This window comes from Actinomyces oris (assembly GCF_001937445.1).
GTDB classification, from domain to species: domain Bacteria; phylum Actinomycetota; class Actinomycetes; order Actinomycetales; family Actinomycetaceae; genus Actinomyces; species Actinomyces acetigenes.
Genome location: NZ_MSKS01000026.1, coordinates 1 through 21,056, shown reverse-complemented (window position 1 = coordinate 21,056; position 21,056 = coordinate 1). Strand labels below are relative to the sequence as shown.

Annotated in this window: 22 protein-coding genes and 1 pseudogene; 9 read left to right on the top strand and 14 right to left on the bottom strand. The window is 70.0% G+C overall.

Annotation, left to right across the window (positions count from 1 at the left end):
* Positions 1-50 precede the first annotated feature (50 nt).
* Together BKH20_RS08435 and BKH20_RS08430 are read right to left on the bottom strand one after the other, a co-directional pair.
* Positions 51-680 (bottom strand): MarC family protein, encoded by a 630-nt coding sequence (locus BKH20_RS08435; RefSeq protein ID WP_070660047.1) that lies wholly within the window; start codon positions 678-680, stop codon positions 51-53.
* Between the two features lie 57 nt (positions 681-737).
* Positions 738-1,583, bottom strand: a complete 846-nt coding sequence (locus BKH20_RS08430) for a PHP domain-containing protein (protein ID WP_075390687.1) — start codon at positions 1,581-1,583, stop codon at positions 738-740.
* 58 nt (positions 1,584-1,641) lie between these two features.
* Between BKH20_RS08430 and BKH20_RS08425 the strand changes: the two genes are divergently transcribed.
* The 4 genes from BKH20_RS08425 (at position 1,642) to BKH20_RS08410 (ending at position 5,840) form a co-directional block, all read left to right on the top strand.
* Positions 1,642-2,742: a Gfo/Idh/MocA family protein gene (locus BKH20_RS08425; RefSeq protein WP_075390686.1), complete on the top strand. Its 1,101-nt coding sequence runs from the start codon at positions 1,642-1,644 to the stop codon at positions 2,740-2,742.
* 67 nt (positions 2,743-2,809) lie between these two features.
* Complete coding sequence (locus BKH20_RS08420) at positions 2,810-4,435, top strand: aminopeptidase P family protein (protein WP_075390685.1); 1,626 nt, start codon at positions 2,810-2,812, stop codon at positions 4,433-4,435.
* Between the two features lie 62 nt (positions 4,436-4,497).
* On the top strand, positions 4,498-4,869 hold the full coding sequence (locus tag BKH20_RS08415) for an ArsR/SmtB family transcription factor (protein ID WP_075390684.1): 372 nt from the start codon (positions 4,498-4,500) through the stop codon (positions 4,867-4,869).
* The gene (locus BKH20_RS08410; RefSeq protein ID WP_075390683.1) at positions 4,866-5,840 is read left to right on the top strand and encodes a cation diffusion facilitator family transporter; all 975 of its coding nucleotides are present in this window, start codon (positions 4,866-4,868) and stop codon (positions 5,838-5,840) included. Before BKH20_RS08415 ends, BKH20_RS08410 begins: the two co-directional genes overlap by 4 nt.
* 6 nt (positions 5,841-5,846) lie before the next feature.
* Here BKH20_RS08410 and BKH20_RS08405 read toward each other — a convergent pair whose 3' ends face one another.
* Together BKH20_RS08405 and BKH20_RS08400 are read right to left on the bottom strand one after the other, a co-directional pair.
* Complete coding sequence (locus tag BKH20_RS08405) at positions 5,847-6,695, bottom strand: sugar phosphate isomerase/epimerase family protein (RefSeq protein ID WP_070660066.1); 849 nt, start codon at positions 6,693-6,695, stop codon at positions 5,847-5,849.
* A gap of 29 nt (positions 6,696-6,724) precedes the next feature.
* The gene (locus BKH20_RS08400; RefSeq protein WP_075390682.1) at positions 6,725-7,531 is read right to left on the bottom strand and encodes a general stress protein; all 807 of its coding nucleotides are present in this window, start codon (positions 7,529-7,531) and stop codon (positions 6,725-6,727) included.
* A gap of 80 nt (positions 7,532-7,611) precedes the next feature.
* On the opposite strand from BKH20_RS08400, the gene BKH20_RS08395 reads away from it, so the two are divergent.
* From BKH20_RS08395 to BKH20_RS08385, 3 genes are all read left to right on the top strand, one after another.
* Entirely contained in the window at positions 7,612-8,904 is a 1,293-nt protein-coding gene (locus BKH20_RS08395; protein ID WP_075390681.1) for a magnesium transporter MgtE N-terminal domain-containing protein, read from the top strand.
* Positions 8,897-9,469 (top strand): DUF1003 domain-containing protein, encoded by a 573-nt coding sequence (locus tag BKH20_RS08390; RefSeq protein WP_075390680.1) that lies wholly within the window; start codon positions 8,897-8,899, stop codon positions 9,467-9,469. The genes BKH20_RS08395 and BKH20_RS08390 overlap by 8 nt, the downstream gene beginning before the upstream one ends.
* Before the next feature lie 70 nt (positions 9,470-9,539).
* The gene (locus BKH20_RS08385; protein ID WP_075390679.1) at positions 9,540-10,682 is read left to right on the top strand and encodes an Mrp/NBP35 family ATP-binding protein; all 1,143 of its coding nucleotides are present in this window, start codon (positions 9,540-9,542) and stop codon (positions 10,680-10,682) included.
* Positions 10,683-10,712: 30 nt separating this feature from the next.
* On the opposite strand, the gene BKH20_RS08380 is transcribed toward BKH20_RS08385, so the two are convergent.
* Positions 10,713-11,621, bottom strand: a complete 909-nt coding sequence (locus BKH20_RS08380; RefSeq protein WP_075390678.1) for a twin-arginine translocase TatA/TatE family subunit — start codon at positions 11,619-11,621, stop codon at positions 10,713-10,715.
* A gap of 159 nt (positions 11,622-11,780) precedes the next feature.
* Here BKH20_RS08380 and BKH20_RS08375 point away from each other — a divergent pair, with 159 nt between their 5' ends.
* Complete coding sequence (locus tag BKH20_RS08375) at positions 11,781-12,416, top strand: O-methyltransferase (protein ID WP_009406302.1); 636 nt, start codon at positions 11,781-11,783, stop codon at positions 12,414-12,416.
* A gap of 139 nt (positions 12,417-12,555) precedes the next feature.
* Here BKH20_RS08375 and BKH20_RS08370 read toward each other — a convergent pair whose 3' ends face one another.
* Together BKH20_RS08370 and BKH20_RS08365 are read right to left on the bottom strand one after the other, a co-directional pair.
* A complete protein-coding gene (locus BKH20_RS08370; RefSeq protein WP_009396029.1) occupies positions 12,556-12,723 on the bottom strand; it encodes a DUF3117 domain-containing protein in 168 nt (55 codons plus the stop codon).
* A 105-nt stretch (positions 12,724-12,828) separates the two neighbouring features.
* A complete protein-coding gene (locus tag BKH20_RS08365) occupies positions 12,829-13,584 on the bottom strand; it encodes a TIGR00730 family Rossman fold protein (protein WP_075390677.1) in 756 nt (251 codons plus the stop codon).
* A 300-nt stretch (positions 13,585-13,884) separates the two neighbouring features.
* On the opposite strand from BKH20_RS08365, the gene BKH20_RS08360 reads away from it, so the two are divergent.
* A complete protein-coding gene (locus tag BKH20_RS08360) occupies positions 13,885-15,624 on the top strand; it encodes a phospho-sugar mutase (RefSeq protein ID WP_075390676.1) in 1,740 nt (579 codons plus the stop codon).
* Positions 15,625-15,695: 71 nt separating this feature from the next.
* Here BKH20_RS08360 and BKH20_RS08355 read toward each other — a convergent pair whose 3' ends face one another.
* The 7 genes and pseudogenes from BKH20_RS08355 to BKH20_RS08325 all read right to left on the bottom strand — a co-directional run.
* On the bottom strand, positions 15,696-16,586 hold the full coding sequence (locus BKH20_RS08355) for a metal ABC transporter permease (protein WP_075390675.1): 891 nt from the start codon (positions 16,584-16,586) through the stop codon (positions 15,696-15,698).
* The gene (locus BKH20_RS08350) at positions 16,583-17,641 is read right to left on the bottom strand and encodes a metal ABC transporter permease (RefSeq protein WP_075390674.1); all 1,059 of its coding nucleotides are present in this window, start codon (positions 17,639-17,641) and stop codon (positions 16,583-16,585) included. The genes BKH20_RS08355 and BKH20_RS08350 overlap by 4 nt, the downstream gene beginning before the upstream one ends.
* The gene (locus BKH20_RS08345; protein ID WP_081381662.1) at positions 17,638-18,465 is read right to left on the bottom strand and encodes a metal ABC transporter ATP-binding protein; all 828 of its coding nucleotides are present in this window, start codon (positions 18,463-18,465) and stop codon (positions 17,638-17,640) included. Before BKH20_RS08345 ends, BKH20_RS08350 begins: the two co-directional genes overlap by 4 nt.
* A 7-nt stretch (positions 18,466-18,472) precedes the next feature.
* The gene (locus BKH20_RS08340; protein WP_075390672.1) at positions 18,473-19,657 is read right to left on the bottom strand and encodes a metal ABC transporter substrate-binding protein; all 1,185 of its coding nucleotides are present in this window, start codon (positions 19,655-19,657) and stop codon (positions 18,473-18,475) included.
* A 165-nt stretch (positions 19,658-19,822) separates the two neighbouring features.
* Positions 19,823-20,476, bottom strand: coding sequence for a deoxyribose-phosphate aldolase (gene deoC, locus BKH20_RS08335; protein ID WP_075390671.1), 654 nt, complete (start codon positions 20,474-20,476; stop codon positions 19,823-19,825).
* Positions 20,477-20,523: 47 nt separating this feature from the next.
* Complete coding sequence (locus BKH20_RS08330) at positions 20,524-20,751, bottom strand: hypothetical protein (protein WP_256693104.1); 228 nt, start codon at positions 20,749-20,751, stop codon at positions 20,524-20,526.
* A 104-nt stretch (positions 20,752-20,855) separates the two neighbouring features.
* A pseudogene (locus BKH20_RS08325) lies at positions 20,856-21,056 on the bottom strand (hypothetical protein); the annotation flags it as partial.

Genomic DNA, 21,056 nt, shown 5'->3' with positions numbered 1-21,056 from the left:
TGAGACGCACGTGGGTCTCAGCCGCTGTCCAACTCCGGGGCGGACCGGGGTCAGAGGCGGGTCTCCAGGAAGGCGAAGACGCCGTCGGCCATGATCTGGACGGCGATGGCTGCCAGGAGCAGTCCCATGACCCGGGTGAGGATCCGGATGCCGGAGGTGCCCAGCACCCGGTTGAGCCCCAGGGAGAAGCGCAGCGAGGCCCAGATGGCGACGTGCGTGCCGATGATCGCGGCCGTCACGGAGACCCATCCGGCTACCCCACCTCCGGTGGTGTCCACGGCGACCATCGCCGCGACGATGGCGCCGGGCCCGGCCAGCAGCGGCGTGCCCAGAGGAACGAGAGCGGCGTTGGCGGTGACGGCCTCAGGGTCAGGGCTCTCATCGACCTTGTCGGTCAGCAGCTCCAGGGCCACCAGGAGCAGGAGCAGACCTCCGGCCACTTGGAGAGAGGGCACCGAGATCCCCAGGAACTTCAGGATGTAGCGTCCGAAGACCGCGAAGAGCACGATGACGGCGAAGGAGACGACCGTGGCCTGGCGTGCGGAGGCGGCGCGCTCGGTGGGCGTCTGCCGCGAGGTCAGGGACAGGAAGATCGGGATGGCGCCCAGGGGGTCCTGAATGACCAGGAGCGTCGTGAAGGTCGTGGCGAAGACCGTGGTGTCGAAGGCGGACTGCAACATGGGGGTGTTTCTATCACCGCCGCTCGGCGGGAGTCGGGTACCGGGGCCGGTCGGCCCTCAGGGTCGGACGAGGTCGAGGGCACCCTCATCGAGGATCCGTTCCAGCAGCTCGGGCGGCATGAGGTTCTCCCCCAGGCGGTTGGGCTTACCGGTGCCGTGATAGTCCGAGGCCCCCGACAGCCCCAGCCCCAGGCGCTGGGCCAGGAGGCGAACCTGCTCGCGCTGCTCGGGGCCCTGGTCGCGGTGGTTCATCTCCAGGGCCGCCAGGCCGGCCTCGGCCATCTGGGCGAAGGTCTCATCGGGCACGAGGCGGCGCTGGCGCGAGGAGGCGCGCGGGTGGGCCGCCACCGGGACTCCGCCGGCGGCGCGCACCAGGCGGCAGGCCTCCACCGGGTCCAGCGCCCAGTGATGGACGTAGTAGGGCGAGGAGGTGGCCAGCGGCCCGGCGAAGGCGGCGTTGCGATCGGGGAAGGAGCCGGCCGCAACCAGGGCGTCGGCAATGTGGGGGCGGCCGATCGTGTGGGAGTCGGCGCACTGGGACAGGACATCCTCCCAGGTGATCGGGAAGTCCTCGCTGAGGCGTTCGACCATCCGCTGCGCCCGGCTGTCGCGCGAGCGGCGGGCGCGGGCGAAGGCGGCCTCCAGTCCGGCGTCGTCGGCCCGGTGCAGGTAGGACAGCAGGTGGAGGGTGACCCCGTCCGCGGCGCAGGAGATCTCGGTGCCGCGCAGCAGGGCGACGCCGGTATCCGGGACGGCCCGGGCCGCCTCCTCCCATCCGGCCGTCGTATCGTGGTCGGTCAGCCCGACGACGTCGAGGCCGGCCCGGGCCGCCTGAGCCATGAGCCCGGCGGGAGAGTCGGTGCCGTCGGAGCAGGCCGAATGGGTGTGGGGATCGATACGCACCGTGACAGTGTAGGTAAGTGTAGGTAGGAGCATCGGGAGACGTGGAAGACTGGACGACATGAGCGAGCCGAGCCGTACGACGGATACTGCGCCTCCCACACGCCTGCCCGACGACGCCCCGATCCGCTTCGGGGTGATCGGGGCCGGTTTCATCGCCCGATGGTTCGCCGAGGCAGTCGCCTGTGAGCCGGGCGCCCAGATCGTGGCAGTCACCTCCGTCCACCGCGAGCGCGCCGCCGCCTTCGCCGCCGAGCACGGGATCGCGCATGCCTATGCCTCGCTCGAGGAGATGCTTGCCGCCCACGGCCCGGGCTCGCAGGCCCCGATCGACGTCGTCCACGTGGGCTCCCCCAACTCCTTGCACGCACAGCACGCGATCGCGACCCTGGAGGCCGGTTTCCACGTCCTGGTGGAGAAGCCCTTCGCCCTGACGCGCTCGCAGGCCGAGGCGATGGTGGAGGCGGCGCGGGCAGCCGACCGTTTCCTCATGGAGGGGTGGCTGTCCGCCTTCGAGCCCGGGGTGGCTCGGCTGCGTGAGCACCTGCCGCGGCTGGGGCGGCTGCATCGGGTAGTGCTGTCCAAGGAGCAGTTCTCCTCGCGGATGGAGGTCTACCGCTCCGGTGGTCTGCCGCCGGCCTTCGATCCGGCACTGGGTGGCGGCTCCCTCATGGACCTGGGCATCTACCCGGTCAGCCTGGCCATCCACCTCTTCGGTGAGCTGGACCGGGTGACGGCCACCGGGACGCTGCTGGAGTGCGGTGTGGACGCACGGGGCACGGTGGTCCTGTCCTACGACTTCGGTGAGCACGCCGGGCTGGAGGTCGTCTGCCTGCACTCCAAGACCTCCCCGGGGACACAGTCGAGCTTCGCCGGGGACCATGACGTGCTGAGCATTGATGACTGCCAGTGGCCCAGACGCATCGAGCTGCGCGGCCCGGCGGCGGAAACGGGCGCGAGTGAGGATCTGTCGGTCGAGCGCGGCGTCCAGGCGCCCGGCCACCAGCTCGCCTACGAGCTGGCCGAGGTGTGCCGTCTGGTACGTGCCGGCGCGCGCGAGTCCGATCTGCACCCGCTGAGCCGCTCCGTGGCGGCGGTCGGGGTCCTGCAGGAGGCCCGCCGCCAGGTGGGGGTACGTTTCCCGGCCGACGAGCAGGGCTGATCCGCCCCGGTAATCTTGAGACCCCCACCGAGCACCGGCAGGGGCTCGACAGTGGGATGATGCCCCTATGGCATCGACTTCTCCCGCAGACACTCACCCGTCCGACGAGGCCCCCGCCTCCTCGCAGGAGGCCCCCCAGTCCTTGGCGGCGCGAGGCTCCAACCGGTCCCGCCAGCCCGACAACCAGGCCTTCCGCGACTTCATCGGCTCGGGGTGGGGCCCGCGCCCCGAGGGTCTGCCCGCCCGCAGCGAGGCGGCCCCCTGGGCGGCGGCCCGGCGTGAGGCCCTCGGAAGGCTCTTCCCCGGTGAGCGTCTGGTGCTGCCCGCCGGCGCGCTCAAGGTGCGCAACAACGACTGCGACTACCGGTTCAGGCCCCACAGCGCCTTCGCCCACCTGGCCGGCACCGGCACGGACTTCGAGCCGGACGCCGTGCTCGTCCTGGACCCCCTGACCGCGCCGGGTCAGGATGCGGGCTCCCCGGGCCACGCCGCCGACGCCGACAACACCGCCCCGACGCATGAGGCGGTCCTCTACTTCCGACCCCGGGCCTCGCGCTCCAGCCAGGAGTTCTACGGCGACCCCCGATACGGCGAGCTGTGGGTGGGCGTGCGACCCTCCCTGGAGGAGGTCGAGGCATCCACCGGCATGCGCTGCGCCGACATCGACTCCCTGCCCGACGCGCTGGCCAAGGACGCCGGCCCCGACGCGGTCCGGCTGCGCGTCGTCGCCGAGGCCGATGAGTCCGTCACCGCCCTGGTGACCTCCACGCGAGAGAAGGTCGGGCTGCAGACCGGCCAGGGAACCGCGGAGGTGGACGCCGGTCTGGCCGAGGCCGCCAGCGAGCTGCGCCTGATCAAGGACCCCTGGGAGATCGATCAGCTGCGTGCCGCCGTCGCCGCCACCAAGGCCGGCTTCGACGACCTCATCCGCTCCATTCCCCGTGCCCGCGGCCACTGGCGCGGTGAGCGGGTCCTGGAGGGGGCCTTCGGGGCCAAGGCCCGCGAGGAGGGCAACGGCCTGGGCTATGACACGATCGCAGCGGCCGGCAACCACGCCAACACCCTGCACTGGATCAACAATGACGGCGCCGTTGAGCCCGGCCAGCTGGTCCTGGTGGACGCCGGCGTCGAGGTCGACTCCCTCTACACCGCCGACGTCACTCGCACGATCCCGGTCGATGGTCGCTTCACCGAGGCTCAGCGCCGGATCTATCAGGCGGTTCTCGACGCCGCCGACGCCGCCTTCGCCCGTGCGGGCACGCCGGGCTGCCGCTTCAAGGACGTCCACGCCGCCGCCATGGAGGTGATCGCCGCCCGCCTGGAGGAGTGGGGGATGCTGCCCGAGGGCGTGAGCGCCGCCGACTCCCTGGCCCCCGAGGGCCAGTACCACCGGCGCTGGATGGTTCACGGCACCAGCCACCACCTGGGTCTGGACGTCCACGACTGCGCCCAGGCGCGCCGCGAGATGTACATGGAGGCCGAGCTCAGGCCGGGCATGTGCTTCACCATTGAGCCGGGGCTGTACTTCCGCCAGGACGACCTGCTGGTGCCCGCCGAGATGCGCGGCACGGGCGTGCGTATCGAGGACGACGTCGTCGTGCGCGAGGACGGCAGCGTGGAGCGCCTCACCCAGGACGTGCCCCGCACTGTGGAGGAGGTCGAGGCCTGGGTCAGTGGGCTCATCGCCGACTGACTGCCGACTGACTGCTGGTCACCCCCTTGCCCCTCATCGTTACTCGCAGATAGCATCGGCGTATGACGATGAAACATGGGCTGTTGCCCGAGGACCGACCCCAGGACCACGGCGCCGTGCGCGAGGCCTCCACCGTGGCCTCCCTGCTTGACGTCCTGGGGGACGCCACCCGCCTGGCGATCCTGCGTCACCTCCACGGTGGCGAGCACCGGGTGGTGGAGCTGACCGAGCACCTGGGCCTGGCCCAGTCGACCGTCTCCCAGCACCTGGCGATCCTGCGCAGCGCCGGTCTCATCTCCAGCCACTCCCACGGGCGGGCCAACGTCAGCCGGATCGAGAACCCCGAGGCGATCGAGCAGGTCCTGGCCGCGGCCGAGTCCCTGGCCGCCACCATCTGCGCGGACGGAGCGAGCCGGAGCAAGGAGCCACAGTGAGCACCCCAGTCGGCCACGAGCCCCACGACCATTTCCCCAACAGCTCCCACGGTCACTCGCACAACCACGGCGCCGGGGCCTCGCGCGGGCGGCTCCTGGTCGCCCTGTGCCTGTCGGCCACCGTCCTGGTGGCCGAGATCATCACTGCTCTTCTCACCGGCTCACTGGCGCTGCTGGCCGACGCCGGGCACATGCTCACCGACGTCGCCGGTCTGGCCATGGCCCTGACGGCCGCGCACCTGTCCGCGCGTCCGACCACGGACCGCTCCACCTGGGGCATGCGCCGCGCCGAGGTCATCGGGGCCGCGCTCCAGGCGGGCATGCTCGCCGTCGTCGGCCTCTTCGTGGCCTTCAAGGCGGTTCACAACCTGCTGGTGGCCCCGCAGGTCGAGGCCTCCGGCATGCTCGTCATGGGGGTCATCGGCCTGGCCGCCAACGTCATCGCGCTGCTGGTCCTCTCCGGCGGCCGGGGGCATGACGGACACGGCGAGAACCTCAACATGAGGGCCGCTCTCCTGGAGGTCCTCAATGACGCCCTGGGATCGGTGGGCGTCATCATCGCCGCCGCCGTCGTGGCCCGCACCGGCTGGACCCGGGCCGACGCCGTGGCCTCCCTGCTCATCGCCGTCCTCATCCTGCCCCGGGCGGTGACGCTGCTGCGCTCGGCCCTGGCGGTCCTCATGGACTTCACCCCCCGGGAGCTGGACCTGGCGCAGGTGCGCTCGCACATGCTCGGCATCGACCACGTCGAGGAGGTCCACGACCTGCACGCGTGGACCGTCGCCTCGGGCATGCCGGTGCTGATCGCGCACGTCGTCGTGCGCGACGAGTGCCTGCGAGACGGTCACACCGAGGAGATCCTCGACCGGCTCCAGCGCTGCGTGGCCGAGCACTTCCCGGTCAGAATCCAGCACGCGACCCTCCAGCTCGAGCCCGTCTCGCACCTGGAGCACGAGACCGCCTACTGCTAGGCCGGATCAGGTACGGCGGTAGCGTTTGCGGGTCGGCTCGGGAATGTGGGCCGGTTCCCCGCCCTCCAGGTACTCGCGGGCAAAGGCCAGGGCGCTGGCGAGGCCCTCGAGACGCTGGGCGGCCGTCATGGACCGGGTGGTCACCTCGACGACGACCTGTCCCCCACCAGCCTCGAAACCGGTGGCCACCAGGTGCTTGAGGACCCCGGCGCAGTCCTGGTTGCCCTGCCCGGGCAGCAGGTGGTCGTCCAGGGGCCCGGGCACACCGTCGGTCAGGTGCAGGTGACGCAGCGTGGGCCCCAGCGCACGGGCCATGGCCAGGGCGTCGGAGCCGGAGGTGGCGGCGTGGGAGATGTCCAGCGTCACCGACTTGTAGCCCTGCCCCACCGGGTCCCAGGTGGGCGAGTAGGCTTGGAAGTCGCGCGTGGAGTGGGCGTGGCGGGGCCGCCAGGTGAACATGTTCTCCACCGCCAGGTGGATGCCCGTGGTCGCCTCGCGCTGCGCGACCCCGGCGATGAAGGAGCGCGCGTAACGGGTCTGCCAGAAGAAGGGCGGGTGCAGCACCACCGTGGGCGCCTCGAGGTAGTGGGCCAGCTCAATGGAGCGGTCCACCTTGTCCCACGGATCGGCGCCGAAGACCCCGCGGGTCACCAGCAGCGTGGGGGCGTGGACGGCCAGCACCGGCTGGTCGAACTTCTCCACCAGGGCCGCCAGCCGGGTGGCGTCCTGGGACGCCTTCTCGCTCCAGACCATGATCTCGACACCGTCATAGCCCAGTTCCCGGGCGATGGCGAAGGTGTCTGGAACACTGCCGGGAACCACGCAGGCGGTCGACAGCCCCACCGGAATGCTCATTGTCGCGCTCCCTCGTCCCTCAGCACCGGTCAGCCCTCGTTACCGGAGCCGGTCTCATCACCGGTCTCCTGCGACGACTCCGAGGCCCCCGGCTCCTTGCGATCCCCCGATCGCGAGGGGCGCAGGAAGGGGTCGTAGTCCTCGGCAGCGGCCGGGGCACCGGAGGCGCGTCCGGCCGAGGCGGTGGAGGTCCGCTCAGGAGCGTCGCTGCCGGGCTGCGGCAGTCGCACCCCGAAGCGGGGCTGCTCGTCGGGGCGCGATCCGAAGGCGGTGGGCCCGGGAGCCTCCTGCCGTGCCCGACGCCGCTCTTGGGAGCGCCGCAGCGCCCCTCCCCCGCGTGCAAGGTTGCCCGGGACATCGGCCAGGGCCTGGCTGGCCTCGTGAATGTCACGGGCGGCGATGATCGAGTAGCGCGAGGCCACGACCTGGCTGATGGAGGTGAAGTCGCGCCGCCCTCGGGTCAGGGCGTAGCTGAAGAGCTGGAAGACGATGCCCCACAGCACCCCCAGCAGGACGCAGGCCCAGAAGTTGAGCCTGGGACCGCTGCTGCCGGCCACCGACATGATGATGCCGAAGAACATCCCGATCCACAGGCCGTTCATGGCCCCCGACATCGCTGCGCGTCCCCAGCTCATGCGTCCGGTGATGCGCTCGACCTGACGCAGGTCGGTGCCGATGATCGCCAGGTGCTGAACCGGGAAGCCCTGGTCCGACAGGGCATCCACCGCCCTCTGCGCCTCGGGGTAGGTCGCGAAGGAGGCCACTTCCTCCCCCTGGGGCATGACACCACCACTGGACGAGGTCAGGGAGGACAACGGGCTCGGATTGGCGTTCATGGGGGCTATCGTCGCACGCGCGGGCACGCGGTACGGACCCATCGGCCGGCAATCACGCCTCAGGCGCATAGGCTTGGCTTGTGGAGAACACCAGGACGCACACGACCACCAGGGTTTTTGTGGCCCGCCTCATCGGCACCTCTGTCTTCGACCCCTTGGGCGATGCGGTGGGCAAGGTCCATGACGTCGTCGTCCTGCTGCAGATGCGTGGAGAGCCCAGGGCCGTCGGCTTCGTCATCGACGTCTCCAGCCGGCGTCGCGTCTTCCTGCCCCTGTCGCGGATCACCGCGATCAAGCCCGGAGCCGTCATCACCACGGGCCTGATGAACATCCGCCGCTTCACCCAGCGCCATGTGGAGACCCTGGTCGTCGGCGAGCTGCTGGACCGGGTGGTCACCATGCGCGACGGCTCGGGGACCGTCACCGTGCGGGACGTGGCCATCGAGCGCGACCGCGGCATGGACTGGAAGGTGACCCGCCTGTTCGTCCAGCGGGCCTCCTCGGGTCCCCTGGGCCTGCGCCGCGGGGAGACCTTCACGGTGCGCCCCGATGAGGTCAGCGGCCTGGCCGACAGCGCCGACAAGCAGGGCGCCACCGCGTTGCTGGCCACCCTGGAGGACCTCAAGCCCGCCGACCTGGCCGACGTCATGCGCGACCTGCCCCAGGACAGCCAGATGCGCGTGGCCGCCGAGCTGGCCGACGAGCGCCTGGCCGACGTCCTGGAGGAGCTTGGCAACGAGGACGCCGTCGCCCTCCTGTCCCGCCTGGAGGCCGGTCGCGCCGCCGACGTCCTGGACGTCATGCAGCCCGACGACGCCGCCGACCTGGTCGCCGACCTCCCCCAGCTCAAGGCCACCGAGCTGCTGGGCCTCATGGAGCCCGAGGAGGCCGAGGACGTGCGCCGCCTCATGGCCTACGACGACTACACCGCCGGCGGCCTGATGACCACCGAGCCGATCATCCTGCCCCCCGAGTCGACCGTGGCGACCTTTCTGGCCCAGTCCCGCAAGGCCGAGGTTCCTCCCGCCCTGGCCGCCGTCGGCTTCGTGTGCCGCCCGCCCCTGGAGTCCCCCACCGGCAAGTTCGTGGGCATGATCCACTTCCAGAGGGCCCTGCGCGAGCGTCCTCAGCGCTTGGTCGGCTCCATCGTGGACACCGACGTCGACTCCGTGCGCCCCGAGGACTCCATCGGTACCGTCACCCGTCTGCTGGCCACCTACAACCTGACGGCCCTGCCGGTCCTCGATGACGCCGGGCGCCTGCTGGGTGCTGTCAGTGTCGACGACGTCCTGGACCACCTCATGCCCGACGACTGGCGCGTGGCCGACGAGGCCGTCACCGACGAGACGATCGAGAGGGGAGCCAATGCCTGACCAGCTCGACCAGCCCTTGCCCGACAGCCGCCTGCGGTGGCTGCGCAGGACGCATCCGACCCACGCCTCGCGCTCCGACGGCTTCGGCCGCTTCGCCGAGGCCACCGCCCGCTTCATGGGCTCACCCCGGTTCGTGCTCTACATGTCGATCTTCGTCGCTGTGTGGATCGTGGCGAACCTCGTCCTGGTCAAGATGCAGCGGGCCTGGGACCCCTACCCCTTCATCCTGCTCAACCTGGCCTTCTCCACCCAGGCCTCCTACTCGGCCCCCCTCATCATGCTGGCCCAGAACCGGCAGGACGACCGCGACCGCGTCACCGCCGAGCAGGACCGCCAGCGCGCCCAGCGCAACCTGGAGGACACCGAGTTCCTCACCCGGGAGATCGCCGCCCTGCGCCTGGCCATGAACGACGTCGCCACCCGCGACTTCGTGCGCAGCGAACTGCGTGACATGCTCAGCGAGATTCTCGCCGAGGAGCGCCTCACCCGTGAGGAGATCGCCGAGTTCCAGGACAGCGGCGACGACGAGCCCGACGCCGCACCGGGGCAGCGCACCGCCCACTGAGAGCGTCTCCCGCCCCCACGTGGGGCTCGCCACCTGTCGTGGCACTCCGGGGCGCCCCTAGGATGGGCTCATGACGCAACCGACTCATGACGCCGTCATGGAGGCGCTGGCCAGGGTCATCGACCCCGAGCTGCACCGCCCCATCACCGACCTGGGAATGGTCTCCTCCGTTGACATCGCCGAGGACGGCGTTGTCAGTGTCGAGGTGCTCCTGACCGTGGCCGGGTGCCCCCTGAAGGACACGATCACCGCTGACACCCGTCGCGAGGTCAGCACCGTCGAGGGCGTCACCGAGGTCCAGGTGAGCCTGGGCGTCATGAACGACGAGCAGAAGGCCGAGCTGCGGCGTCGCCTGCGCGGAGGGGCCGCCGAGCCGGTGATTCCCTTCACCCGGCCGGGCAACCTCACCCGCATCTACGCCGTCACCTCCGGCAAGGGTGGGGTCGGCAAGTCCTCGGTGACCGCGAACCTCGCCGCGGCCATGGCCGCCCAGGGCCTGAGCGTGGGCGTGGTCGACGCCGACATCTACGGCTTCTCCATTCCCCGCATGCTGGGGGTGGACCGGGTGCCCACCCAGCTCGACGGCATGATCGTGCCGCCCGTGGCCCACGGGGTGAAGGTCATCTCCATCGGCATGTTCGTGGAGGACAAGCAGCCGGTCGTCTGGCGCGGCCCCATGCTGCACCGCGCCGTCCAGCAGTTCCTCTCCGACGTGTTCTGGGGCGACCTGGACGTCCTGCTGCTGGACCTGCCGCCCGGCACCGGCGACGTGACGATCTCCGTGGCCCAGCTGCTGCCAGGCGCCGAGATCCTCGTGGTCACCACCCCGCAGACGGCCGCCGCCGAGGTGGCCGAGCGCACCGGCCTCATCGCCGCCCAGACACACCAGAAGGTGGTGGGCGTCATCGAGAACATGTCCTACATGCCCCAGCCCGACGGCTCACGCCTGGAGATCTTCGGCTCCGGCGGGGGCCAGATCGTCAGCGCCTCCCTGAGCGAGACCCTCGGCTACGAGGTGCCGCTGCTGGCCCAGCTGCCGCTGGACATCCGCCTGCGTGAGGGGTCCGACACTGGCCTGCCGGCCACCGTGGCCGAGGACGGCAAGCCGGCTGCCGACGCCCCCGCTGCCCTGGAGCTGTCCGCCGTGGCCCAGCGCCTGACGCACCGCTCCCGCGGCCTGGCCGGCAAGAGCCTGGGGGTCACCCCGGCCTGACGCCGGCCCCGCGCGTCCCTCTGGCCGAGGTCAGAAGTCGACGGCGATACGCGCGGCCTCGGCGCGAGTGCGGGCGGCGGCGTTGGCGGCGCGCACGATGTCGCGCGGGGACAGGGGCCGCACGCGGGTGCGGGTGTCATCGCCCGCCGCGGTGGTGTCCCCTGCCTCCTCATCGCAGGCAGCGGTCTGCGGCTCGACCAGGCTTGCCGGGACCTCCACCGGCTCCGACTCAGCCGACTGGTCGTCCTCCTCGGTCGCCTCCGACTGCTCGGCGGCGTCGCTCTCCTGGGCCTGCTCGGTCACCTTCGGCACGGTCTCATCAGCCCCGTCAGCCGACTCGACCGGCTCAGCCGACTCGGACACGGCCTCGGCGTCGCCCGTCTGCTGGAGCACTCCCCGCGGTGGGGTGGAGACTGCCTGCTGCTCAGCGCTCTGCAGGCGCTCTGCGTTCTCGGCACCCTCAGTGCTGCTCTCGGAGCTCGTGGGGCTCTCGCTGTTGTCAGCATTGTCGGCGTCGTTCTCGGCCAGCCGCTCCTCGCGCTTGGCCTCGATCTGCTTGCTCAGCGACGTGGCCCGATCCTGCTTGACCACATCGTTGACGGCCTGAGCGGCGTCGTCGGAGATCTCCTTGACGGCTGAGCCGACGGAACGGAAGGGGTGGGCGAGGTCCTCGCGAATGGCGTCGATGTCCTCCCCCAGGGCGTCACGCACGATCTTGCGAGGGTCGTACTGGCGCGGGTCGAGGCTGGACAGGTCCAGGTCGGCCATCTCGGGACCGACCTCCTCGGCGATCTGGCTGCGCGCGTTGTCCAGGAACACCCTGAGCTGACGTACCATCTGCGTGAGCTTGCGGGTGTACTCGGGCAAGCGCTGCGGCCCCACCACGATCACCGCCACCAGGATGATGACGAGGAACTCAGATCCGTTGATGCCGAACACGCCGCTCAGTATAGGGAGTCCTGACCGCCCCGGTCCGCCTCGGTTCGCCTACCGGCGGACTCACCCGAGCGAGCGCCCTTCCGCCTATTGGGCCGAACACCTGGAACAATGTGGCTTGATGGGTGCGCCTGGCACCCCGCAGCAGAAGAAAGGCTCACAGTGAGTGCGGACAAGACGCTGAGCTGGTCCTACACGGAGGACTTCACCGCGGAGGACGAGGCCACCGCCCAGGCCCGCATACGCGGGCTCGAGCTCGGCATCACCCCGGTGTCCTCGGGGACCGGAGCGGCGCTGCGGATGCTGGCCGCCTCAGTGGGGGCCAAGTCCGTGGCCGAGGTCGGCACCGGCACCGGAGTCTCGGGCCTGTGGCTGCTAGGCGGCATGGGGACCGACGGGGTCCTCACCACGATCGACGTCGAGCCCGAGCTCCAGCGCGAGGCCCGCCGCGCCTTTGACGGAGCCGGCTACCCCTCCTCGCGCACCCGCATCATCCAGGGGCGGGCATCGGACGTCATGCCCCGGATGGCGGCCCGCTCCTACGACATGGTGGTGCTCGACGTCGCCCCGGAAGAGGCCATCCTCCTGGCCTCCAACGCCCTGCGGATGCTGCGCCCCGGCGGGGTCCTGGCCGTCACCCGCGCCCTGTGGAACGACCACGTGGCCGACCCTGCCCGCCGTGACGTCACCACTGTGGCAGCCCGTGAGCTCGGTAAGGCGCTGCGCGCCTCCCGGGCCCTGCTGACCACACTGCTGCCCGTTGGAGACGGCCTGCTCGTCTCCGTGCGTCAGACCTGACCGCCAGCGGGGCGGAACGAGGAAGAGGGTCGGACCCGCATGGGGTCCGACCCTCTCTCGTGAGGCTGGGTGACTCGGCCACCGGCTACTCGGCCCCGAGGACCGAGTGGTACCGGCTGCCCCGGGGTGCCTGGATCGCTCAGATCTTGGCGTTGGCCAGAGCCTCTCCGAGTGCCTTGACCTCATCAGCCGTGATCTCGAGGACGAGTCGACCACCGCCCTCAAGCGGAACCCGCATGATGATGGCGCGGCCTTCCTTGACGACTTCGAGGGGGCCGTCTCCGGTCCGGGGCTTCATGGCAGCCATGTGCTCACCTTTCGTCAGTGCTGCGCGGGCACATCGCCGCGCGACCTGTCATATTCTACGACATTCAAGGTGCGACGTTCGATGATGGGTCCGCCATGACACGATTCACGCACCAGCCCGGCCATCACGCAGTCGGCGGGCAGCACTGACCACATAGTCCACGGCGGCCTCGGCGTCGTCGGCAACATGCAGCAGGTCGGGGTCAGCCGAAGAGATCATGCCGCGCGCGACCATCGTGGTGCGCAGCCACTCCAGCAGCCCGCCCCAGTAGCCGCTGTCCACCAGGACGATGGGGAAGGAGGAGATCTTCTGCGTCTGGACCAGGGTGAGGGCCTCGAAGAGCTCGTCGAGGGTCCCCATTCCGCCGGGCATGACGACGAATCCGTCGGAGTACTTGACGAACATGGTCTTGCGGGCGAAGAAGTAGCGGAAGTTGACCCCGAGGTCGACGTACTCGTTCATGCCCTGCTCATGGGGCAGCTCAATGCCCAGCCCCACCGAGGTTCCACCGGCCTCGTGGCACCCGCGGTTGGCGGCCTCCATCATGCCGGGGCCGCCTCCGGTGATGACGGCGTAGCCGGCGCGCGCCAGCCCGGCGCCGACCTCCATGGCCACGCGGTAGGCGGGGTCCTCGGGCTTGCTGCGGGCCGAGCCGAAGACGCTGATGGCCGCCCCCAGCTCCGCCAGCGCCCCGAAGCCCTCGACGAACTCCGCCTGGATGCGCATGACCCGCCACGGGTCGGCGTGGAGCCACTCGGCGTCGGCGTCACTGCTCAGCAGGCGTGCGTCGGTGGTCTGGGTGGGGATCTGGGTGCCGCGCAGCACCACTGGTCCCTTGCGGTAGGACTCGCGTGTACTCATGGCGCCATGATCCCTTAATCCTGGCCAGGCGGCGACGTGTTCGACGCTCAGGAGCCAAGGACACATGGGAGACAAAAGTCCCAGACATTCGTTCCCGCCACCCACTTCCTTCTCAACATCAACACACCTCTCAGGACTCTCAAAACAACCTCGAATTATACTGCCAATTTAACTCAAGAAATCTTATCTTTAGGTATGTTCCGTCATTTTGGTGACTGAATTCTCCTTGTGTTTGGAAACACCAGTGAGGAGCGTCATTGTGAGCGTTTCCAGAAGTTCTGGCGCGGTACCGTCACGGATATGACCCGAGGCCCTGAAGATGTGTACGACGACGTTGCCGTGGACGCGTGGATCCAGGACGATCCGGATCCCGCCACTCGCGCCGAGCTCACTGAGCTCCTGAGCACCGCCCGCTCTCATGGCGAGCAGGCCCAGGCGGCTCGCAGGGCACTCAGTGATGCCTTCAGCGGCACCCTCGCCTTCGGCACAGCCGGCTTGCGCGGCCGCCTGGGCGGCGGCCCCAACCGGATGAACCGGGTCGTCGTCATCCGCGCCGCAGCAGGCCTGTCCGCGTACCTCAAGGACCGTCTCGGTGAGGGTTTCAGCGTGGTCATCGGCTACGACGCCCGCCACAACTCTGAGCAGTTCGCCCGCGATACGGCCGCGGTCGTCACCGGCGCGGGCGGACGGGCCATTCTCTTCGAGTCGCACTGCCCCACCCCGGTGCTCGCCTTCGCGCTGCGGCGCCTGGAGGCCGACGCCGGCGTCATGGTCACGGCCTCGCACAACCCGCCGCAGGACAACGGCTACAAGGTCTACCTGGGCGGGCGGGCCGTAACCGACTCGGGGCAGGGAGCCCAGATCGTTCCCCCCTATGACAGCCAGATCGCTGCGGCGATCGACGCCGTCGGCCCGGTGTCCTCCGTACCCCGCCCGCAGTCGGGCTGGGAGACGGTCGACCCGCAGATCCGGGAGGAGTACATCGAGCGGGCCGCTCAGGCGGCCCGGATGACGGCCCCCGCCCCGGTGAGGATCGTGCTGACGGCGATGCACGGCGTGGGCGGGGCCACCTGCCGGGAGGTGCTCGCGCGAGCCGGGTTCACCGACGTCGTCGAGGTGGCCGAGCAGTTCGAGCCGGATCCGGACTTCCCGACGGTCGCCTTCCCCAACCCGGAGGAGCCCGGGGCGCTGGACCTGGCGCTGGATAAGGCCCGGCAGGTCGATGCGGACCTGGTGATCGCCAACGATCCTGACGCTGACCGTTGCTCGGCGGCGATCCCGGACGAGGACGCTCCCGGTGGCTGGCGTCAGCTGACAGGCGATGAGGTCGGCGCGCTCCTGGGGGAGCAGGCCGCCGAGCTGGCCGCTTTCGCCGGCAACGGGGTCCTGGCCTGCTCCGTGGTCTCCTCCCGCCTGCTGCGCCGGATCGCCCAGTCCCACGGCTTGGGCTTCCGCCGCACCCTGACGGGTTTCAAGTGGATCAGTCGGGAGCCGGGCCTGGTCTTCGGCTACGAGGAGGCACTGGGGTACTGCGTCGATCCCGCCGCGGTGCGGGACAAGGACGGTATCTCCGCCTCGGTGCGGTTGGCGGTGCTGACCTCCGTGCTCAAGCAGCAGGGCCGGACCCTGCAGGATCTGCTCAACCGGCTCGCACGCGAGCACGGGCTGCACGCCACGAGCCCATTGAGCATGCGGGTCGAGGACCTCGACATCATTACCAGCACCATGGAGCGCCTGCGTTCGGGCGGGGCACCGGCCAAGCTTGCCGGCTCCCCGGTCACCACGACGGTGGATCTGCTCGACGGCGTCTCGGACGGTAACGGCGGCACCCTGCCCCCCACGAACGGGCTGGTGTGGGTGACGGCCTCGGATGACCGGGTGGTCGTGCGCCCCTCGGGGACAGAGCCCAAGCTCAAGTGCTACTGCGAGGTGATTCTGCCGACGAATGGCACTCCGGTGGCGCAGGTGCGCAAGGCGGCCGCTGAGCGCCTGGAGGCCATCAAGGCCGACCTGCGCGGCGTCCTGGGGATCGCCGCCTGAGAGCCGGCCTTCGGCCCTGCCGCGAGCCTCGCTCCGGCGTCGCTGGGAGCACCCGCACAGGATCGGCGGGCTCAGCCCCGGCGTAGCAGCGGCACTCGCACCCAGACTCCGCTCATCACGGACCAGTGGACCAGGGCCGAGACCAGGTAGACCACTCCGGAGGTCACCGCGATGACCCCACCGGCGGACAGGTTCAGCTGCACCGCGATCAGCAGCCCGGCCAGGGCCGAGGCCGCCCCCAGCACCGGGGCACCGATCAGCAGCTGGCGCATGGTGCGCGTCCACGGCGCCAGAGCGGCCGCGGGCGCGGCGATGAGCGCGATGGGCAGAATCGTGCCGACGGCGGGAACGAGCATCACGATGGTCAGGGTGATCATGACCATGACGGTCCCCTCGGCCCAGGCGGGGTTCAGCCCGCTGGCGCGGTACCCCAGCGGGTCGAAGCTGTAGAAGGTGAGGAACCGTCCGCCTACTAGGAGCACGAGGATCGTCATCGCCAGGACGACTCCGGCGGCGATGACATCGATGTGGTTGACGTTGAGCACGGATCCGGCCAGGAAGGAGTCCACCTTGATCGGCAGCGGGGCGAACCACTTGTTGAGGAAGTAGCCCAGGGCGAATCCGAAGGTGAGGACGACGCCGGCTGCCGACTGGGAGGAGATCCCGGGAACCTGGGAGAGGCGCCGCATGAGCCAGATCATTGGCAGGCACATGAAGGCGGCTCCCACCAGAACCAGCGTGGACAGGAGGGTGAAGTCGGCGCGCTGGCCGAGGGCCGCCCGCGAGAACCAGGCGGCGGCGACCACACCGACGATCGCTCCGGGGAAGGTCGCGTGGGTGAGTGACTCGGTGAAGAAGATCCGGCGATGGACCAGTGCGAGCGCGCCCACGAGCCCGGCCAGCAGTCCCATGAGAACGACCTCGATGATGGGCAGCAGGAGGATGTCGAACCCGATCCTCATACTCGGCTCCTCTCGGCCACCGGGGTCACGCCGCTCGCCGAGTCCTCCGCTCCCCCGGCGCGATCAGTGGTGGCCTCCGTATCCGCCGTCGTCGAGGCCGCCGCAACCGTGACCGGCTGCGTCGAGTGATCGCGGTGGCGGATCCTGTCCAGCCGTTCGCGCGCGGTGGAGACGCCGACGGCGAGCAGGAGGATTCCGGTCATCACCAGGGCCACGGTGGCCTGCGGGGAGATCGGCTTGTCGAGGGTCTCGGGCAGGACCATGAGCAGCATTCCGAGGTATCCGCCGCCCACACCGACGGCGATGGCGACAACGACCATGGTGCGCGCCCGGGAGGCGAGGACGCGCGCCGTCGCGCCGGGGATGACGAGGTAGCCGATGACCAGGAGGATGCCCACCGCGGTCGAGGCGGAGACGACCGCGGCCGCGATGGCGGTGTTGAGGACCAGGTCGAGTGCGAGGATCCTCAGCCCGGAGGCGCGGGCACCGGTGCGGTCGAAGGCGTAGGCGACCTGCTCCTTCCAGGTCGCCGCAATGAGCAGCAGCGCGACGGCGCACACGATGAGCGCCTGGGCCAGGCGCGCATCGGTGACCTCCAGGAGGCGGCCGAACATGAGGGCCTCGAGCTGGCCGGACATGTCGCCTTTGGCCAGGGACAGGATGAGCCCGATGGAGAAGAAGCTGGTGAGGACGACGGCGGTGCCGGCCTCGGAGGCCTCACCCCGACGAGAGCGGTGGGAGACGATGGTCAGGACCAGGGCCGCGGCGACGGCGACAACGGAGGCCGCCGGGATGATCGCGTCGATCCCCCAGTAGACGGCGCCGGCGACGATTCCGGGGAAGACGGCGTGCACCATGGCCTCGGCACTGAACTCGGCGCTGCGCAGGTTGACGATGACGCCGATGACGCCGGCGACGACGCCCAGAAGCACCAACATCACCAGGGGGCGGAAGAGGAAGGGGAACTGAGCCAGCTCCGTGAGCCCGGGGACGTTGACGGCCGCCAGGCGCAGCTGCTCGAGGGCCTGGCTGAAGAGCGTCATCGCCTCACTCATGACCGCTCCTGCGTGTCCACGCCGGAGCGCAGCCCCAGCAGCCGGGTGGTGCCGTGGCCGCCGTAGGCCTCATCGATGTAGCGGGCCACGAGCACGTCGTCGCGCGGCCCGAAGGCGATCTGACGTCCGGCCAGGAGGGCCGCCTGCTCGCAGGTCTCCTGGGCCAGGACGAGGTCATGGGTGGAGATGATCAGGGAGATGCCCTGGTCCTTGAGGTCGGTGATGATGGACAGCAGGGCCTCGCGGTTGGGCTGGTCCAGGCCATTGAAGGGCTCATCGAGGAGGATGAGGCGGGGCCGGGCGGCCACGCAGCGCGCCACGAGGACGCGTTGCTGCTGGCCGCCGGACAGGGTGCCGAAGCGCCTGTCAGCGCGGTCGGCCAGCCCCACGCTCTCAAGGGCCTCCAGCGCCCGACGACGGGCCTCGGCGCCGGGGCGCCGCAGGATGCCGAGCTGGGAGTACATGCCCATCTGGACCACCTCCCGCACGGTGACGGGGAAAGTGGGGTCGAGGTCGCTGAGCTGAGGAACGTATCCGACCGACCCCCGGGGCGCTCTGCCCGGTGCCGCCCCGTTGACACGCACCCGGCCTCTGCTGATGGTCACCATGCCGAGCAGTGCCCGCATGAGTGTCGTCTTGCCCGAGCCGTTGGGGCCCACGAGGGCGAGGGCCTGCCCGGCCGAGACCCGACCGGTGACGCCGGTGAGCACGGTGGAGGAGCCGTAGGAGAAGGAGGCGTCCTCCAGGGTGACGACCGGCTCGGCAGCAGCGGTCGGAGTGGTCAAGGTAGTCATGTCTGGAGTGCGATCACGGGGGCCGGTCATACGTTCCTCACTTGACGTCGGAGGCCTTGGGGGTCCACTGGGCGAGGTCGGCGGGGATCTCGGTGACCGTACCGCCCCAGGCCTTGGTGAGGTTGGAGACGTTGTGGAGGATGGAGCCGATGTAGGTCTCGCCGTCGGATCCGGGGGTCCCCAGGGAGTCGCCGTAGAGGGCATCGTCACCGATGACCGCCTTGACGCCGGCGACCTCGGCGACCTTCTGGATGGACTTGGGGTTGTTGGAGTTCTCAGCGAAGATCGCCACCGCCCCGGAGGCCTTGACCTTGTCCGCGGTCTGCTGGATCTTGTCGGCGGTGGCGTCCTGCTGGGCGTTGAAGTCGGACAGGGCGGCGCCCTCGAACTTGACGCCGAACTCCTTGCTGAAATAGCCGAAGGCGTCGTGGCTGGTGAACAGGACCCGCTTGTCCTGGGGCACCGAGCTGAGGGAGCCGGCGGCCCACTCGTCGAGCTTCTTGAGCTTGGCGACGTAGGCGTCCACGTGGCTGCGGAAGACTCCGGCCTGGTCGGGGGCGGCCTTCTCCAGGGCGGCACCGATGTTGGTGACCTGGACGATGGCGTTCTTCGGTGAGGTCCACACGTGCGGGTCGAAGCGGAACTCGGGCTCGCTCTCGCCCTCCTCCGGCGGGAAGGGCCACTTGGCGACCTCGACCTTCGCACTGCCCCGGTCGACCTTGTAGGGCTTGGCTTCCTCCTTCTTCTTCTGGGCGGCCAGGTCATCGACGTCGACGGCCCCGGCGATCCCGGAGGTCACTACCATGGTGCCCTTGAAGCCGGTGGACTCAACGGCGGAGTCCAGGAAGTGCTCGAGGTCGACGCCGGAGATGAAGAAGAGATCCGCCTCGGACAGGGCCTTGGACTGGGCTGTGGTCATGTCGTGCTCGTGCGCCGAGGCGTTGGGGGCCAGCAGGCAGGTGAGCTTGAGGTGGGACGTGGCCTTGGCGGCGTCGGCTCCGAAGTGCTGGGTCTTGCCGTCCGCGCCGGTGCGGTCGAAGGAGAGGTCACTGGAGGCGTCGCCGGTGGCGAGCTGGGTGATGTAGTCGCAGATCTGCGTGGTGGAGGCGACCGCCTTGACCGTTCCCGCGGCGTCGGCCGAGGTCGAGCTGTGACCGCAAGCAGCCAGGGCGGGAGCGGACAGGGCGAGACAGGCGAGCGCCGCGACGCTGCGGCGACTCATACTGGGGATGGTTCTCATGGAGCCGAGTATAGTTTCGGGAACCCGAAATTTGGCAAGTTGAGGTGATCCTTCCCGATTCGTGCCGAGTGGGGACGTCGACGGGCCCGGCTGTCATGCCGGGCCCGTCCGTGAGGTGCGGTGATGTGCGACGACGCAGGGTTCCCGTCAGTCGTCCAGCCCCTCCAGGACGGCGGCGCTGGCGGACAGACCCAGGCGGTTGGCGCCGGCCTCGACCATGGCCAAGGCGTCGGCGGAGGTGCGGATGCCGCCGGAGGCCTTAACGCCGAGGCGGTTTCCCACCGTGGCGCGCATGAGGGCGACGGCGTGGGTGGAGGCGCCGCCGGCGGGGTGGAAGCCGGTGGAGGTCTTGACGAAGTCGGCGCCCGCGGCCTCGGCGGCGCGGCAGGTGGAGACGATCTCCTCATCGGTAAGGGCTGCGGACTCGATGATGACCTTGAGGACGGCGCCCCGGCAGGCATCGCGCACGCCGCGGATATCGGCCTCGACGGCGTCGGCGTCACCCTCCTTGACGAGGCGGAGGTTGACGACCACGTCAATCTCCTCAGCGCCCTTGTCCAGGGCGTCGGCGGCCTCAGCGGCTTTGACGGAGGTGGCGTGGGCGCCGGAGGGGAAGCCGCAGACGGTGGCCAGGTGCAGTCCGTCGGGCAGGTTCAGCGGAAGGAGGCTCGGGGAGACGCACACGCTGTAGGTGCCCAGGTCCGCGGCCTCGGCGATGAGCGCATTGACCTGGGCGGTGGTGGCCTCGGGCTTGAGGAGGGTGTGGTCGATGAGGCGGGCGATCCGGGCGCGCGTGGTCATGGGGGTCCTTCCTGGTGGGCAGTCACGACATCATGGCCCGGTCGCCCTCATCGGGGCAAAGTCGTGGCTAGGCGCTTGAGGAGACGGAGCCCCCACCCCTGCAGGGCGAGCGGGATGAGGAGAACCGCAGGGATCCACAGCCCGCGCAGACCGTACAGGCCAATGGCGAACGGGACCGACAGGATCGCCACCGCCCCGAGGACTCCAACAGCGAGGATCATGATCGCCGCGGCTCGCTGAACATCCCAGAGATGCACATCATGGCTGACAGTCATCATCAGGCACCACCCTCACCGAAACGTAGAAGAGAACACGTGCCCGCCTTTCAGGGTGACGGAACCTTTTCCCACCCCTCGAGTCAGGATAATACTCTTGATGGTCAGTTCTCGGGCGCGATGACGGCGAGGATGCGGGGCCAGCCGCCGAGCTCGCGGGGGCCGGGGCGGTGCGGATCGCGCGGGGCAGTCAGGTCGAGGGGGCGCACGGCGCCGCTGGAGGGCTCGTAGATGTGCACGCTTCCCTCACCGGGGTCGTCCTGCTCGATGACCTGCCAGGGCAGGGCCAGGACGTAGTGGCGGGG